Source organism: Sneathiella sp., from assembly GCF_041689005.1.
Classification (GTDB): Bacteria; Pseudomonadota; Alphaproteobacteria; order Sneathiellales; family Sneathiellaceae; genus Sneathiella.
Map to the genome: position 1 here is coordinate 1 of NZ_JBDNHC010000114.1, position 15,923 is coordinate 15,923.

Sequence of the window (15,923 nt, forward strand, 5' to 3'; positions counted from 1 at the left end):
ACGGCAACAGCGAGGCCCGCTGGGTGGCATAAGAAGCCGAAAACCTGGAGCGCAAGGGCAAACGTCTGAAAGATATTGCCATCCTTGTCCGTGCCAGTTTTCAAACCCGGGATTTTGAAGAATGCTTCTTGAGCATAGGGATCAAATACCGGGTGATCGGCGGCTTGCGCTTTTATGAGCGCCGGGAAATTCGCGATGTCCTCGCTTACCTCCGCGTAATTAACCAGCCCGATGACGATCTCGCGTTCGAACGGATTTATAATTTACCCAAACGTGGATTGGGAACGAAGGCGCTGGATAAACTCCGCGAGATTGGCCGGAGCGAAGGCCTTTCCCTCTCGCGAGCCGCCGAATTCGCTGTTGAAAACGGGCTGTTCAAGGGCAAGCCTCTTGCGGCCCTCGGAAATTTGATGACCTCGTTCGAGGAGTGGCGCGCCCAGAAGGACCTGATCCCGCCCAATGAGCTGGTCGAGGCGGTGCTGGAGGAAAGCGGTTATTTTGACATGTGGCGTCAGGACAAAAGCTTTGAGGCCGAGGGCAAGCGCGAGAACCTGAAAGAGATGGTCCCGGCCCTTGCCGACTATGACACCCTTGGCCAGTTTCTCGAGCATGTCTCGCTAGTGATGGAGAATAACGCCGATAAAGACGGCGACATGATCAGCCTGATGACCCTGCATGCGGCGAAGGGGTTGGAATATGACGTGGTCTTTCTACCGGGATGGGAAGAAGGCCTGTTTCCGCATCAGCGCGCCCTTGACGAGAACGGCCTGAAAGCACTGGAGGAAGAGCGGCGGCTGGCCTATGTCGGCATTACGCGGGCGAAGGAACGCTGCTATATCAGTCACGCCAGAAACCGGCGGATCCACGGCCAATGGCAATCCTCCCTGCCGAGCCGCTTCGTTGACGAACTGCCGCGCGACCATATCGTCGACCAGACGGGGCAAGGGCTCTACAGCACCGAACGATCTAATGCTGGCGACGCCGCGATCAGCTGGCGCACTACGGACACTCCGCATTTGTCGGAAATTCTCGAAAAGCGGGCAGTCGCCAACCGAACCCTTATTGATAACAGCGCCAAACCTGTCTCTGGTGCTTCCCCTGATGCCTTTGCCGTCGGCAACCGGATATTCCACCAGAAGTTTGGCTATGGCCGAATTGTTCGCAAAGACGGCCCCAAGCTTGAAATCGCCTTTGAAAAGGCCGGAACGAAGAAAGTGATGGAAAATTTTGTCCAGGCCGCCTGACCCTGACCTCTGGCAATTGTCGGTCACCGTTGCGGTAGCTGACCGCGATGCCGTATCGGATATTTTTGAGGACCACGCCCTGACGGTTTCCACTGTCGAGATCGCGCCCGATGGCTCTTTATGGCAGATTGATGTGCTGTTCGAGGCCGAGCCGCAACCCGATCTTCTCACCCGGATACCGGCGGAGCTCGACTTTGACCTGGCCCCACTTGTACAGAAAGACTGGGTGAGCGAAAGCCAGAAGCTCCTGCCCCCCGTCGATGTCGGACGCTTTTATATCCATGGCTCCCACGACAAACCACATCCAGCGATATCCCGCCATGACCTTACGATTGAGGCCGGACGCGCTTTTGGTACGGGACTACACGAAACAACCTATGGGGGTTTACTGGCGCTTGGGGATTTGCGCAAAAGCCGGAAGTTTGACAATGCGCTGGACCTCGGCTGCGGATCAGGCGTGCTGGCGTTGGCCATCGCCAAGGCCTGGGGCCAGCCCGTCATTGCCAGCGACATTGACGTCGAAGCCGTCGAAGTGACGCGGGAGAATGCAAAAAGTAATCATCTCGCGCCGCTGATCACCGCCGTCCATGCCGCCGGACTTAACAGCCGGGCACTTGCCGCCCGCGCGCCCTATGACTTGATTGTCGCCAATATTCTCGCTTGGCCGCTGGTCAAAATGGCGCCTGAAATCAGCCACGCGCTCAATGGCGGGGGCGTGCTTGTCCTATCGGGATTGCTGCGAACGCAGGAAGTCATGGTAAGAAGCAGTTACCGCCTGCAGGGCCTGCATCTGAAACGCCGTTATACGATCGGCACATGGGCCGTTCTCGTTCTCGGCCGTTAATCCTGGCTGACAGGGAGAGTTGTCAAGAATTGAAGCAGTCGGCCCACCGGCATTATGGGGGGGATGGAGGCGGGCCGACCGCTGACGATCATACCGCGTGACGGCGATCGTTGTTACTATTGTTGTTTGCCGCAGTCTGGTTATCGTTGGCGAGGCGATTTCTCTTGCCGGCAATCGCGGCTTCCACATCGCCCCGTGTCAGACCAATATCGGCCAGTTGCCGGGCATCCATAGCCACTAACTCCGCAAAGCCGGCACGGAATTTTCGAGCCTGCTCCCATTTACGGGCAAGGGTTTTCCACAAAGGCGTCCGGATTTCAGACGTATAGCCTTCAACCGCGTTATCAATTTCAGACCGTGCAATCCCGATATCCTGCAACTCACGATCAGACATCGCGTAAAGGCTCATCCGGGCCATCTTGAGTTCACGATGTTTGCGATAGCGGCCGACTGTATTGGCGTAGGCAGACACCAACAATTCCTTGATATAATTGCTCCGCATCACATGCGCCCTGCGAATATAAGCATTGGTGTCAACAACATTGTTGTTGTCGGATTTTACCGGCTCGATCAAGGCAAGGGCCTCGATATCTGTTTTGTTGTAGCTCATCATTTCATTGCTCCTTAACACGTCGCCCTTCAAAGGCTAATTCAAAAAATACTTCTCTCATAATCGTGGCGAAACCGGTTTTCATTTGCCGCTTCACCCAATACCGGATACCCGTGGTCAACGGCTCTGCGCGAGATATCACTCAGCAGATCCACTTCAACGGCCGTCGTTTTTCTGGCAAGGCTCCCTTTCGCCGCAAAGGGCTTTAAAACAGATGCGAAAGTGAAATACCGATTTACGGAAACATCATTTGCAACTGGTGCCATAACAGCCTCAGACAGCATTTTCAGTGATTGACCATATTTCTTGTTTTCGACTATCATATCCATCTCCTTACCAAGTTATCTTGATGCGGCATATATTGCACTGCATTCATTAAAAAACAATGACTTAGATCACATTTTAGCCCGCAAAGATCGTAATGGTGCATTGCAAAAACTGCATAGCTCGGATTGCACTTATGCGAAAAAAGGACCATATTCACGGAATAAGCACTTATTTCGAGGAACGACCTTGCGTAAAGATACCTTGAGCGATACTGAAACCCTGAATGACCGCGCTGCCCGCCTTGCGCCGAAACAAGACCCCGGGATAGTCATCCAACAGTTGCGGGCCGCCGCCGCCGCACCGGCGCGAGGTGACGAAGACCTTGTTCTTAAACAGGTATTTCCAGAACTCTCTGGTGCTAATCTTGACGAAGCGAGAAACCTCCGCGATGCCTATCGACAGGAAATCCGCGATATTGTGCTGGCGCCGAACCTCTCGGCGGAACGATTGGCAAAATTGCGCCGCCAGATGGCAGTGGAAAATCTCGACGGTTTTATCGTGCCCCTGAATGACGAATTTCATGGCGAAGCGGCACCAGCAAGTTCGGAGCGCCTGAAATGGCTGACCGGCTTTACCGGCTCTGCCGGAACGGCGGCGGTGTTAAAAGATAAGGCCGCCATATTTGTCGACGGTCGCTATACTCTTCAGGTCCAGAATGAAGTCGATACCACGCTGTTCGCGCCACGCCATGTCAGCAACGAGCCAATGAGTACCTGGCTCAGCGAGAACATGGCCGCCGGGGAGACTCTCGCCGTGGATCCGTGGCTGCATACTGAAAATAACATGACGGCCCTGAGGCAACTGACCGCGGACAGGGGCATTGCCTTAAAACCCGTTGAGACCAACCTGATCGACAGCGTTTGGGAAGATCGTCCGCCGCCGCCTCTCGCCCTCGTTGTGCCGCAGGAAACTGCTTTTTCCGGTGAGAGCTCTGCCGACAAAAGGGCCGCAATTGCGGGCGGCCTCCTGCTAAAAAATGTTGATGCGGTCGTCCATACCCTGCCCGATGTCATCGCCTGGCTTCTTAATATCCGGGGGGCTGATCTGCCCTGCACACCGTTCGCCCTTGGCTTTGCCATTCTGCATAAGGATGCAACAGTTGAGCTATTCATGGACAGGCAAAAACTTTCCGTTGGCCTGAAGGAGCACTTGGGGAACGCAGTCCATTTGTTCTCTCCCGAAGATTTTGGCGACCAGTTGGGCCGCCTCACGGGCAAACATGTCCAGATTGATCCCGCCGTCACCAGTCAATGGATTGTTGACCGGCTAGAAGAAGCCTCGGCACTTATAAGCCGGGCCGATGACCCCTGTCTGCTGCCTAAGGCGATCAAGAACGCGGTTGAGATTGCTGGCACGCGCGCGGCCCATGTGCGCGATGGGGCGGCGGTGTCAAAATTTCTCCATTGGCTGTCGGAAAAGGCGAGTGGCGGCGATATTGATGAGCTTGCAGCGGAAGCAAAGCTGCGAAAGTTCCGTAGATCCGGCGAGAATTTCAAGGACTTAAGCTTTCCGACGATCTCTGGCGCCGGGCCGAACGGCGCAATCGTTCATTACCGGGCGACGACCGCCTCTAACCGCGCCCTCGCCCCCGGCTCTCTTTATCTTGTCGACAGTGGGGCGCAATATCTTGACGGTACCACGGATATTACCCGCACCGTCGCCATCGGCGAGCCAACGGCAGAAATGCGGAACCGGTTCACGCTGGTCCTGAAAGGCCATATTGCGCTGGCCATGGCGGTTTTCCCGAAGGGTACCACCGGCAGCCAGCTTGACCCACTGGCGCGGGCCCCGCTCTGGGCGGCGGGCCTTGATTACGATCACGGTACCGGCCATGGTGTCGGCAGTTATCTCTCGGTCCATGAGGGCCCGCAGCGTATTTCCAAGGCCCCGAGTGCCGTGGCGCTGATTCCGGGCATGATTATCTCCAATGAACCGGGCTACTACAAAACAGGCGCCTATGGTATTCGCATCGAGAATCTGGTGACCGTCAGGGAGGTTGACGGACCCGCGGGGGCCGAACGCGAAGTGCTTGGTTTCGAGACCCTTACTTTAGCCCCCATAGACCGCAACCTGATCGACCGGTCACTGCTCTCGGCCCGGGAGCGTGAGTGGCTCGACGGGTATCATGCGGCCGTTCGCGAAAAGATTTCCCCGCTTGTCGGTCCGAAAGTAGAGGGCTGGCTTAAAAAGGTGACGGCGCCGATATAGTTATGTCTCATCGATCAGGTCAAGCCATTGCTGTTCGGTTAAGACCCGGACACCAAGTTCGTTGGCCTTCTTCAATTTCGATCCGGCCTTTTCCCCGGCGACCAGAAAGTCGGTTTTGGCAGAAACAGAACCGCTAACTTTGGCCCCCAGTTTTTCCGCGTTCGCCTTCAGTTCCTGACGTGTCATCAATTCCAGCGTGCCGGTGAAGACAACGGTTTTGCCGGCGATCGGGCTGTCTTTTTGGGGTGGGTCAAAGTCGGTGACCGTCACTTCTGCGAGCAAGTCATCCAGCATCTGCTGGTTCTTTTCCTCAGCAAAAAATTCGCGTATCGCATCGGCCGCCGCGGTGCCAATACCGTCCGTATCCAGTAAACTGGCATAGGCCTCGTCCGACGTCGCGCCGGGCTGCGCAAACGCCGTTCGCAAGGCCTCGAATGAAAGGTAATACCGGGCGAGAAGTCTTGCGTTACCCTGGCCAATATGACGGATACCAAGGGCGTAGATAAGACGGTCGAGCGGGATTTCGTGGCGGTCGTTGATGGCAGCAAACAGGTTAGAGGCAGCTTTGTCGCCAAAGCCCTCACGGTTTTTTATCCGTTGGAGGCTTCCCGGCGCCGCGTCGCGTTTCTCAAGGGTAAAAATATCGACGGGGCTTCGCACCAGGCCATCTTCGTAAAATGCCTCAATCAGCTTGGCGCCAAGCCCGTCAATATCAAGGGCGTTGCGAGAGACGAAATGCTTGAGCCGTTCAACCGCCTGCGCCCGGCAGATAAGCCCGCCGGTACAGCGGCGGATCACATCTTCCTTGCCAGTCGCCTCGTTGATTTCCTTCGTCGCATGGCTGCCGCACACCGGGCAATGGGTGGGAAATTCAAACGGCTTGCTGTCGGCGGGACGCTTATCGAGGCTAACTTGCAAAACCTGCGGAATTACATCCCCGGCGCGCTGAATGAGCACAGTGTCCCCGATGCGGACATCTTTGCGGGCGATTTCATCTTCATTATGGAGGGTGGCATTTGAGACCACGACGCCACCAACGGTCACCGGATGCAGCCGCGCGACCGGCGTCAGAGCCCCTGTCCGCCCGACCTGGATTTCAATATCCTCGATAAGGGTCGAGGCCTGTTCGGCCGGAAATTTATGGGCGATTGCCCATCTTGGGCTGCGGCTGACGAATCCCAGTCGCTGCTGCCAGTCGAGCCGATCAACCTTGAAAACCACACCATCTATATCATAGTCGAGCGTCGCGCGAAGCTCCTCCAACTTGCGATAGGCGTCAATCGCCTCCTCCATATTGGCGCAGACCCTCGATAACGGGTTGACCGTGAACCCCCAGCGTTTGAATTCCGCCAGAACTTCCGATTGCCGCTCTCCCGGCACCTCCGAGACCTCACCCCAGGCATAGGCAAAAAACCGAAGCTTGCGCGCCGCCGTGATCGAGATGTCAAGCTGGCGGAGGCTTCCCGCCGCCGCATTTCGCGGATTGGCGAATATCTTTCCGCCCTTTTCCGTCTGTGCCGCGTTAAGGGCACGAAAATCCTCGTCGGACATATAAACTTCGCCGCGGACTTCGAAAATGTCCGGCACTGGCCCGTTCCCGGTTTTCAGATTAAGCGGAAGATCAGTCACGCCTCTCAGATTGCCGGTAATATCCTCCCCGACCTGACCATCGCCCCGGGTTGCACCCTGAACGAACGCACCCTTTTCATAGCGCAGGTTCGCCGATAGCCCGTCGATTTTCGGTTCCGCAAAAAACGCCACCTCATCGGACGGGCCGAGCCCGAGAAAGCGGCGAACCCGGCTTTCAAACTCTCGAAGTTCATCATTGCTGAACGCATTATCGAGGGAGAGCATAGGGACTTTATGACGAACCTTGCCGAACCCCCGGGCCGGGCTGACGCCAACCTTTTGCGACGGACTTTGTGAGCTTACCAGTTCGGGAAATCTGTCTTCAAGCGCCAGGAGCTCGCGGCGAAGCGCGTCATATTCCGCATCGGAGATTTTCGGCGCGTCTTTCTGATAATAGGCGATGTCATGCGCGGCGATCTTTTTCGCCAGGGAATGATGGGTGGCTTTCGCCTCTGCCGCGGGCAGATGATTGATGTCCGTCACGCGTCTATTCCTGCATCAGACTGAGGGCAGCGGCCCGGGCTTCCTGGGTTATATTCGCCCCTGACAACATGCGGGCGATTTCCTCCTGCCGCGCCGCCGGGTCCAGCCGCTCGACCGACGTAAATGTCTTGTTATCGACATCGGTTTTACGGATATTCCAATGCGCCTGACCGGAGGCCGCCACCTGCGGCGAATGCGTGACCACAAGAACCTGCAACCCCTCCGCAAGTTGGCGTAGACGCTCGCCGACCGCATCGGCCGTCGCCCCGCCGACACCGCGGTCAACTTCGTCAAAGATCAGGGTCGGCGCTGACCCCGACCGGGCAAGTACGACTTTGAGAGCCAGCATAAAGCGCGACAATTCACCGCCGGAGGCAATCTTGATCAAAGGTCCGGCAGTACTCCCGGGGTTGGTCGCGATCAGAAACTCCACCTTATTCATGCCGAAGGGGCCCCAGCTATCCTCCTCCAGTTCAATAATACGGGTCTGAAACCGGGCGGCACCCAGTTTAAGCGGGACAAGTTCCCGCATCACGGCGATGTCCATTTCGGTGGCGGCTGTCTGTCGCCTCTCACTGAGCGAATTTGCCGTCTCAACAAAATCCTTCCGCGCCGCCGCCGCCGCCGCCACAAGTTTTTGCAACGCAATATCACTCTCTTCCACCGCCTTCAGCTTGCCGATGAATTCCTGCAGCAACCGGGGCAAGGCCTCAACCTCGCATTTATGTTTCCGCGCGGCGGCGCGCAAGGCGAACAGTCTCTCCTCGAGAGCCTCAAGACCGGCCGGGTCCATATCGAGATCACGGGCGACAGAATTTATGACATTCTGCGCTTCCGCCATTTCGATCGCCGCCCGTTCCAAGCCTTCAAGGACTGGTTCCAGTGTCCCACCCGCTTTTTCGACGACCCGCTCGACAGCGCGAGTGGCTGTCCGGAGTTTATTCTCGACACCGCCGTTATCGTTCAATGCCTTTTGCGCATCGCGAAGGGCCTCGGCAATTTTTTCGGCATGCATCAACGTTGAGCGTTTGACGGCGAGCGCCTCCTCCTCCCCTTCTTCCGGGGCGAGTTCGGACAACTCCGTCACCATATGCTGCAAATATTCCTCGTCGACCCGTGCCTGCTCGATTTCACGGCGGGCGGTTTCGAGCTTTTCGCGGGTGACCTGCATCTCCCGATATCGATGAGCGACTGTAACAACCTCTTCTTCAAGCTGGCCATATTGATCGAGAAGAGTGCGATGACCTTTTGCATCGAGTAATCCGCGCTCTGCATGCTGACCGTGAATTTCCACCAGAGCATCGCCGACGCGCCGTAACAAACCGGCGCTGGCAGACTGGTCATTAATGCTCGCGCGACTGCGGCCATCGCTGCGGATGGTCCGGCGAAGAATAAGCGGCTCCCCGGCGACGAGATCAAAATCGGCAAGATAATCAAAAACCGGATGCGCGGGCGGTAAAGTGAATTCCGCCGTTACCGAACCCTTTTCCTCGCCCTTACGGACAAGAGAGAGATCTGCCCGGGACCCGAGTGCTAGCGCGAGACTATCGAGAAGGATAGACTTTCCCGCCCCGGTTTCACCGGTCAGAACACAAAGCCCGCCTTCAAAAGACAAGTCGAGCCTGTCGATTAGAACAATATTGCGGATGGATAGCTTTTCCAGCATTCGGGGTCCGAACTCAGAACACGGTTTTCCAGGCTTTGACGATCCAGGAATCCTCATCGATTTCCGGTTTCAGATAATTCTTTTCCAGAAGCGCATAGGAATCCTGATACCACTCACTGCCCGGAAAATTATATCCGAGCACTGCCGCCGCCGTTTTGGCCTCATTTGTAATACCAAGGGTCAGGTAAGCCTCGGTCAGGCGATGCAGTGCCTCCGGCACATGGGTGGTTGTCTGATATTGCTCGACAACAATCCGAAATCGGTTAATCGCACCAACCATGTATTTATGATTGAGATAGTACCGGCCGACCGTCATTTCCTTGCCCGCCAGATGATCGCGGGTGAGGTCTATTTTCAGGCGGGCATCCTGCGCATATTCCGAGTTCGGAAAGCGGCGGACAAGATTCTGCAGGGCATCGAGGGCCTGCCGGGTGACCTTCTGGTCCCGCTCCACCCCGGTAATTTGTTCATAATAGGAAATCGCCACAAGGTAATAGGCATACGCCGCATCCTTATTGCCCGGATGCAGCTCAATAAATCGTTCGGCCGCTAAAATCGCCTGATCATATTCATTGCTCTGGTAATAAGCGAAGGCAGACATGACCTGCGCCTTGGTCGCCCAGACCGAATAGGGATGTTGGCGTTCGACTTCGTCAAACGCTTCCGCCGCGCCGCGATAATTCTCGTCATTCAGCTCTGCCAATGCCTGATTATAGAGCTCTTGAACGGGTCTTTCCTGATACACCGGTTCATCCGAGCTGCAGGCTGCAAGTACAAGGGGTATCAAGAGGCAGATTGCCGCTTTGCCCGGAAATTTTAAAATATTCAACTGTACATTTCCCTTTTTATCCATGACTGGATATCTGTCAACGCTGTCCTATTTTATATAATCATACAGGCAATGGAAAGCTAAGCTTGGGCTTTTTCATTATCGCAGAATTTTGACGAACGAAAAAGGAAGACCGCATGTATATTTATACGAATGAAGGTAGAGACTAATAAATACTTTTTATCGAACTATTGATAGGTTTTAGGTGTTTTCTTTTTATCTACATACGTGTTATATTACTTATGAGGGTAGACGATTTATTTGATTTTCTCCACCGCATGGCCTTCATGCTCTCGAATTGGTTGGGCTACCCTGTCAAAGATACAACAAATAAAAACAAATATAGCAGACAAGAAAGGTACCACCAACAATGGGTAAAGTCGCGAAAAGAGTCGACGATCATGTCGGCGAGCGGATTCGTGAAAGACGGACAATGATGGGTTTAACACAGGAGCATCTCGCCCAGGCCCTCGATATCTCCTACCAGCAAGTACAAAAGTATGAAACGGGCGCCAACCGGGTCAGTGCCGGACGACTTTATGAAATTGCGAAGCGGTTGGAAGTGGATGTCGCTTATTTTTTCGAGAATCTCGAACCCACCACCTTGAGCACACCGCTTGAACATGGCGGAAAAAACCGCTCTACTATCGAACTTGTCCGTAATTATGGAGAGATTGAGGAGCCCGCTATCAGGTCTGCAGTAAGCGGTCTCATCAAAAGCCTCGCCGGCAAGGAAAGACGCCGCAAATCCGCCTGATCGCAGATTAAGGTAACAACATATAAAAGGCGCGGGTTTATTTTCCGCGCCTTTTTTGTTAAAAATCAGAAATAATGGTGGTTTCTATCCGAGTTGCGGCCCTAGGCAGTGGCTGGCGCGGCCGCCTTTTGTGTCGGCCAATGAGCGCCGCCGACATTCCCGATACGCGAGGGGGCTTCGGTTGTATAGCACCAGGCATCGGCATCCGACAGCAGTCTGTGCAGCAGCTTGTTATTCAACGCATGGCCGGAACGGACACCATAAAATTGTCCGATGATCGGCGCCCCGGCCAGATAAAGATCGCCGACAGCGTCCAGCGCTTTATGACGCACGAACTCGTTTTCATACCTCAAACCCTCTTCGTTCAAGATATCAGATCCGCTCAGGACAACCGCATTGTCAAGGGACCCGCCTTTTGCCAGCCCCATTTGCTTGAGCTTTTCGAAATCACCCAGAAAGCCGAAGGTCCGCGCCCGGCATAACTCGTTCTTAAAGGTTCCATTACGAAGGTTAAATGTGCAATTCTGCTTGCCGATACGGGGATTTTCAAAATCAATTTCGAAGGAGACGGAAATATTATCTGCCGGCGCAAGCGTTGCTGTCGCCCCACCCTCGCTGACTTCGATTTCCTTCAATATCTTGATATACCGGCGCGGCGCGGCCTGTTCGATGACATCCGCGCATTCAATCAGGAAGACAAACGGCGCCGAAGAGCCATCCATCACCGGGACTTCCGGGCCATCAAGTTCAACAATAACATTATCCACACCACACCCGAATAGAGCTGCCATCAGATGCTCGATAGTCGCGATCTTGACGCCGGCGTCATTTTCTATGGTTGTACACATAATAAGGTCGGATACGGTATTGTGATGTGCAGGAACTTCGGAGATTTCCTCGGCGACATCGGTACGCTTGAACAGAATGCCCGTATTCTCGGCGGCCGGTTTCAATGTCATGTTGATTGAATAACCGCCATGCAGTCCAACGCCTGTGCAACTGATGCTATTTCTCAATGTCTTTTGGTTTACGAGCATTCCCGGCCAACTCTGTTACTGGTGCAAAAATATCATCGTGAATGTACGAACAAGTTTTGGCACATACAAATCACACTTTGTTACTAATTATTTCGCACCTGCACACAAGGTCTAATCGGCGGAAATTTCTTCTCCACCGATTCCCGGTCATAATGTACCGTAAAGCCGGTCCCCCGCATCGCCAAGGCCCGGGACAATATAGGCATGATCGTTTAATTTCTCATCCAGCGCGGCGACATAGATATTAACGCCGGGATGGGTGTCAAGCATCACCTGGACTCCCTCGGGTGCCGCGACAAGGGCCAGGAACCGGATGTCTTCCACGGCAACCCCGTGGTCACGGAGGACATCCACCCCTGCCGCCGCGGAATAGCCCGTCGCCAGCATCGGATCCACCAAAATGAACAGCCGCCCTTCTGCGCTTGGTAGTTTACGTAAATATTCAACGGGACGCTTGGTTTCCGGATCGCGGTACATTCCAATATGTCCTACCCGTGCCGAGGGCATCAATTCCATAAGACCGTCCGCCATCCCGAGGCCGGCCCGCAAGATCGGGACAATCGCCGCCTTTTTCCCCGCAACGACGGGGGCGGACATATGACAAATTGGGGTTTCAATCGTTTCCGTCGTTGTCGGCAGATGCCGGGTAATTTCATATCCCATCAACAACGCAATTTCCTTAAGCAATTGCCGGAAAGTCTTTGTCGAAGTGGTACGGTTCCGCATATGGGTCAATTTATGGACGATCAGCGGATGGTCGAGAATGTTAAGATTCGGGAAGCGGGGATCAATAGCCATGAATTACAACACCTTCATTTAAATTTTTAACATATTTGAAACCGATGCGGGTGGTGGTGCGCCACGATATCTCCGGCCATGCATACCCCCGCCATGATTACTGAGCTGGAATAAATATCAAGGCAATATACACAACTTTGCCCGAAAAATCGGTAGTGGGAAGCCGAAAAATACAGGTATATTCTAGGCTCTCGGATATTTGGGCCATATACTTGATGGAACATAATATCGAAAGATCGATTTAGTATCGAGAGGCGATGCCTTCATTGTAACCGCAATCAATGAGCCGCTTAAAACTGGGAGTGATAGAAATGATGAAACAAATTGTCCTTGGTGTCCTGACGGCGAGCATAATCGCATTCACGGGTCCTGTTCAGGCCGATGACTTTACCCCCTCAATCGTCTTCGACATGGGCGGGAAATCCGATAAATCCTTTAACGAAGCCGCCTATAATGGGATTGAGAAATTCAAGGAGGAAACCGGCATCGATTATATAGAGTATGAGGTCACCCAGGTATCCCAGCGCGAACAGGCAGCGGACCGGATGGTCCGCAAAGGGGCAGATATTGTCATTGCCATAGGATTCGCCCAGGCATCCGCCGTTGAAAAGGCGGCAAAAAAATATCCGAATACCAAATTCACCCTCATCGATATGGTCGTCGACCTGCCCAACGTGCAGTCCATCGTCTTTCGCGAGGAACAGGGATCCTTTCTGGTTGGCATCGCCGCGGCGATGGCCAGCAAGACCGGCAAGGTCGGCTTTATCGGCGGCATGGATATTCCGCTGATCCGCAAATTCGCTCTCGGCTACAAGGAAGGCGTGAAACATGCCAATCCCGACGCGGAAGTTATCGAAAATATGACCGGCACAACACCGGACGCCTGGAACAATCCAAACGAGGGCAGTGAACTTGCAACAAGTCAGTTTGACCGCGGGGCGGACGTTATATTTGCGGCCGCCGGCGGTACGGGCATCGGCGTCTATCAGTCCGCTGCGGATTCCCAGAAACTTGCTATTGGCGTTGACAGTAACCAGGACTACCTGCATCCCGGCGTGATGCTGACCTCAATGCTGAAACGCGTCGATGTCGCGGTTTATAAAGCCCTGAAATCTGCGCAGGACGGTACATGGAAGTCGGGAATTCAGGTTCTCGGCCTCGCCGAGGATGGGGTTGGCTTCTCGGTCGACCAATGGAACGAGGATGTTCTCACTCCCGAAATGATCGCGGCAATGAACAAGGCCAAGGAAGAGATCATTGCCGGGAAAATCAAGGTCACGAATTACATGGACAAGTAATATCGATCGCTATGGAACAGAATAGCCCGGCGCTCGAACTGCGGCACATCAACAAGCGGTTCGGCCCGGTCCATGCCAACAAGGACGTCTCCCTGACGGTGGAGCGCGGAACCATTCACGGTATTGTTGGCGAAAACGGCGCCGGCAAATCAACGCTGATGAGTATCGTTTACGGCTTTTACCAGGCCGATGGCGGCGAGATTTTTGTCAACGGAACCTTATGCCGGATCGAGACACCGCAAAGCTCCATTGCCGCTGGAATTGGCATGGTCCACCAGCATTTCATGCTCGTCGACAATTTCACCGTTCTTGAAAATGTCATCCTCGGAGTCGAAGGGGGTTTTCGCCTGCATGAGGGGATCTCGTCGGCGCGCCGGGAACTTCAGCGGCTGGAACAGGATTATGCACTGGATGTCAAAATAGACTCTGTTGTCGGCGAACTCCCCGTCGGCCTTCGCCAGCGCGTTGAGATCCTGAAGGCGCTCTACCGCGGCGCTGAAATCCTGATACTGGATGAGCCTACAGGCGTTCTCACCCCGCAGGAGGCGGACCATCTGTTCCGCATTCTTGATACCCTCCGCGCGCAAGGAAAAACGATTATCCTGATCACTCACAAGCTCCGGGAAATCATGGCAATCACGGATACTGTCTCGGTGATGAGGCGCGGGGAAATGGTCTCCCATCTTGAGACAAAAAACACAACGCAGGAGCAATTGGCTGAATTGATGGTCGGCCGGCCTGTCCTGCTCCAGGTAAAAAAAGACGAGGCGCACCCCGGCGAAACCCTGATTGCCGTGCGCGGCCTAGGCTACAAGGACGCCGACGGTGTTGCGCGACTGAAAAACATCAATCTCGATCTTAAGGCTGGCGAAATACTTGGTATCGCGGGCGTTTCCGGCAACGGTCAATCAGAGCTTCTGGAAGTTCTCGGCGGCATCCTGCCGCCCGCCTCCGGCAGCGTTCGTTACAAGGGACGAGAGCTCGTCGGCACGGCGGACTTCACCGCCCGGAATTTACGTAAAATAGGTCTCGGGCACGTCCCGGAAGATCGCCAGCGGGCGGGGCTGGTGCTGTCGTTCAGTGCCAGTGAATGCAGCATTCTCGGCTATCACGATAGTCCCAAATATAACAAAGGGCTAAAACTGGACCGGCAGGCCATGCTGTCCGGCTGTGAAGCCCATATCGAAAAATATGATATTCGTCCGCCCGATCCGCAGTTGCTGGTTTCCGGCTTCTCCGGCGGAAACCAGCAGAAACTGGTACTTGCCCGCGAAATAGAGCAGGACCCTGACGTTTTACTAGTCGGGCAGCCGACGCGCGGAGTTGATATCGGGGCCATTGAATTTATCCATCAGCAACTCATAAAAATGCGTGATGAGGGCAAGGCAATTCTGGTTGTATCCGTCGAAATAGAGGAGGTCATGTCGATCGCCGACCGCATTGCCGTGATGTTTGATGGGGAAATCGTCGGTGAGGTAAGCGCAACAGAGGCCACGGAAGCCGGGCTCGGCCTTATGATGGCCGGCGTGCGGGAGACGGATCACGTACCGGAGGCCGATATCTGATGGCCGACGCTCCGGTAAAATTTGGCACGCCGCTCAAAATCCCCGGCTGGATAAACTTTGTTCTTGTCCCTCTGATCAATCTGGTGGCTGCGCTGCTCATCTCCGGTATTGTTATTCTTATCGTTGGGGACAATCCGATTGTAGCGCTGAAGGTTCTTATTAACGGTGCCTTTGGATACCCGGAAGCTATTGGCTATACCCTCTATTACACAACCAATTTTATTTTTACCGGCCTTGCGGTGGCGATCGCCTTTCATTGTGGGCTGTTCAATATCGGCGCTGAAGGTCAGGCTGCTCTGGGCGGGCTCGGGGCCGGTCTTATCTGCCTATATCTTGATGGACTGCCGAGCTTTGCCGTCATTCCGATTGCCATGGTTGCCGCCGCCCTGTTCGGCGCCGCTTGGGCATATATTCCCGCCTATCTTCAGGCAAAACGGGGAAGTCATATCGTCATCACGACGATCATGTTTAATTTTATCGCCGCCTCACTTCTGACCTATCTGCTGGTAGAGGTGTTGATAAACCCGGTCGGGCAGTCCCCTGAGAGTCGTGCCTTCGCTGAAACAACCTGGCTTCCCTATTTCCACGACCTCTTCGATATGCCGGAGACCACCTGATTTCCCTTGTG

Annotated in this window: 14 protein-coding genes; 7 read left to right on the forward strand and 7 right to left on the reverse strand. The window is 54.5% G+C overall.

Going from position 1 to position 15,923, the window contains the following annotated elements; translation table 11 throughout:
- The first annotated feature begins 44 nt into the window (after positions 1-44).
- Together ACESNI_RS13255 and ACESNI_RS13260 are read left to right on the forward strand one after the other, a co-directional pair.
- Positions 45-1,244, forward strand: a complete 1,200-nt coding sequence (locus ACESNI_RS13255) for an ATP-dependent helicase (protein ID WP_373087619.1) — start codon at positions 45-47, stop codon at positions 1,242-1,244.
- Complete coding sequence (locus ACESNI_RS13260; protein ID WP_373087586.1) at positions 1,228-2,088, forward strand: 50S ribosomal protein L11 methyltransferase; 861 nt, start codon at positions 1,228-1,230, stop codon at positions 2,086-2,088. Before ACESNI_RS13255 ends, ACESNI_RS13260 begins: the two co-directional genes overlap by 17 nt.
- A gap of 88 nt (positions 2,089-2,176) precedes the next feature.
- Here the strand turns inward: ACESNI_RS13260 and ACESNI_RS13265 are convergent, their stop codons facing one another.
- Positions 2,177-2,701, reverse strand: a complete 525-nt coding sequence (locus ACESNI_RS13265; protein WP_373087589.1) for a DUF1127 domain-containing protein — start codon at positions 2,699-2,701, stop codon at positions 2,177-2,179.
- A gap of 38 nt (positions 2,702-2,739) precedes the next feature.
- A complete protein-coding gene (locus ACESNI_RS13270) occupies positions 2,740-3,021 on the reverse strand; it encodes a hypothetical protein (protein WP_373087592.1) in 282 nt (93 codons plus the stop codon).
- A gap of 190 nt (positions 3,022-3,211) precedes the next feature.
- Between ACESNI_RS13270 and ACESNI_RS13275 the strand changes: the two genes are divergently transcribed.
- A complete protein-coding gene (locus ACESNI_RS13275; protein WP_373087595.1) occupies positions 3,212-5,233 on the forward strand; it encodes an aminopeptidase P family protein in 2,022 nt (673 codons plus the stop codon).
- Here the strand turns inward: ACESNI_RS13275 and ligA are convergent, their stop codons facing one another.
- From ligA to ACESNI_RS13290, 3 genes are read right to left on the reverse strand one after another with little or no spacing between them, the layout of a single operon-like run.
- Positions 5,234-7,345, reverse strand: a complete 2,112-nt coding sequence (ligA, locus tag ACESNI_RS13280) for an NAD-dependent DNA ligase LigA (protein WP_373087597.1) — start codon at positions 7,343-7,345, stop codon at positions 5,234-5,236. It lies immediately after the preceding gene.
- 4 nt (positions 7,346-7,349) lie between these two features.
- On the reverse strand, positions 7,350-9,011 hold the full coding sequence (gene recN / locus ACESNI_RS13285) for a DNA repair protein RecN (protein WP_373087600.1): 1,662 nt from the start codon (positions 9,009-9,011) through the stop codon (positions 7,350-7,352).
- Positions 9,012-9,024: 13 nt separating this feature from the next.
- Positions 9,025-9,864 (reverse strand): outer membrane protein assembly factor BamD, encoded by an 840-nt coding sequence (locus ACESNI_RS13290; RefSeq protein ID WP_373087603.1) that lies wholly within the window; start codon positions 9,862-9,864, stop codon positions 9,025-9,027.
- Between the two features lie 346 nt (positions 9,865-10,210).
- Between ACESNI_RS13290 and ACESNI_RS13295 the strand changes: the two genes are divergently transcribed.
- Positions 10,211-10,597, forward strand: coding sequence for a helix-turn-helix domain-containing protein (locus ACESNI_RS13295; protein ID WP_373087605.1), 387 nt, complete (start codon positions 10,211-10,213; stop codon positions 10,595-10,597).
- 101 nt (positions 10,598-10,698) lie between these two features.
- Here ACESNI_RS13295 and lpxC read toward each other — a convergent pair whose 3' ends face one another.
- Together lpxC and upp are read right to left on the reverse strand one after the other, a co-directional pair.
- The gene (gene lpxC / locus ACESNI_RS13300; protein ID WP_373087608.1) at positions 10,699-11,634 is read right to left on the reverse strand and encodes a UDP-3-O-acyl-N-acetylglucosamine deacetylase; all 936 of its coding nucleotides are present in this window, start codon (positions 11,632-11,634) and stop codon (positions 10,699-10,701) included.
- 147 nt (positions 11,635-11,781) lie between these two features.
- Positions 11,782-12,432 (reverse strand): uracil phosphoribosyltransferase, encoded by a 651-nt coding sequence (gene upp, locus ACESNI_RS13305; RefSeq protein WP_373087611.1) that lies wholly within the window; start codon positions 12,430-12,432, stop codon positions 11,782-11,784.
- Positions 12,433-12,746: 314 nt separating this feature from the next.
- Here upp and ACESNI_RS13310 point away from each other — a divergent pair, with 314 nt between their 5' ends.
- From ACESNI_RS13310 to ACESNI_RS13320, 3 genes are read left to right on the forward strand one after another with little or no spacing between them, the layout of a single operon-like run.
- The gene (locus tag ACESNI_RS13310) at positions 12,747-13,730 is read left to right on the forward strand and encodes a BMP family protein (protein ID WP_373087622.1); all 984 of its coding nucleotides are present in this window, start codon (positions 12,747-12,749) and stop codon (positions 13,728-13,730) included.
- A gap of 11 nt (positions 13,731-13,741) precedes the next feature.
- Entirely contained in the window at positions 13,742-15,295 is a 1,554-nt protein-coding gene (locus tag ACESNI_RS13315) for an ABC transporter ATP-binding protein (RefSeq protein WP_373087613.1), read from the forward strand.
- Complete coding sequence (locus ACESNI_RS13320) at positions 15,295-15,912, forward strand: ABC transporter permease (protein WP_373087616.1); 618 nt, start codon at positions 15,295-15,297, stop codon at positions 15,910-15,912. Before ACESNI_RS13315 ends, ACESNI_RS13320 begins: the two co-directional genes overlap by 1 nt.
- Positions 15,913-15,923: the final 11 nt, after the last annotated feature.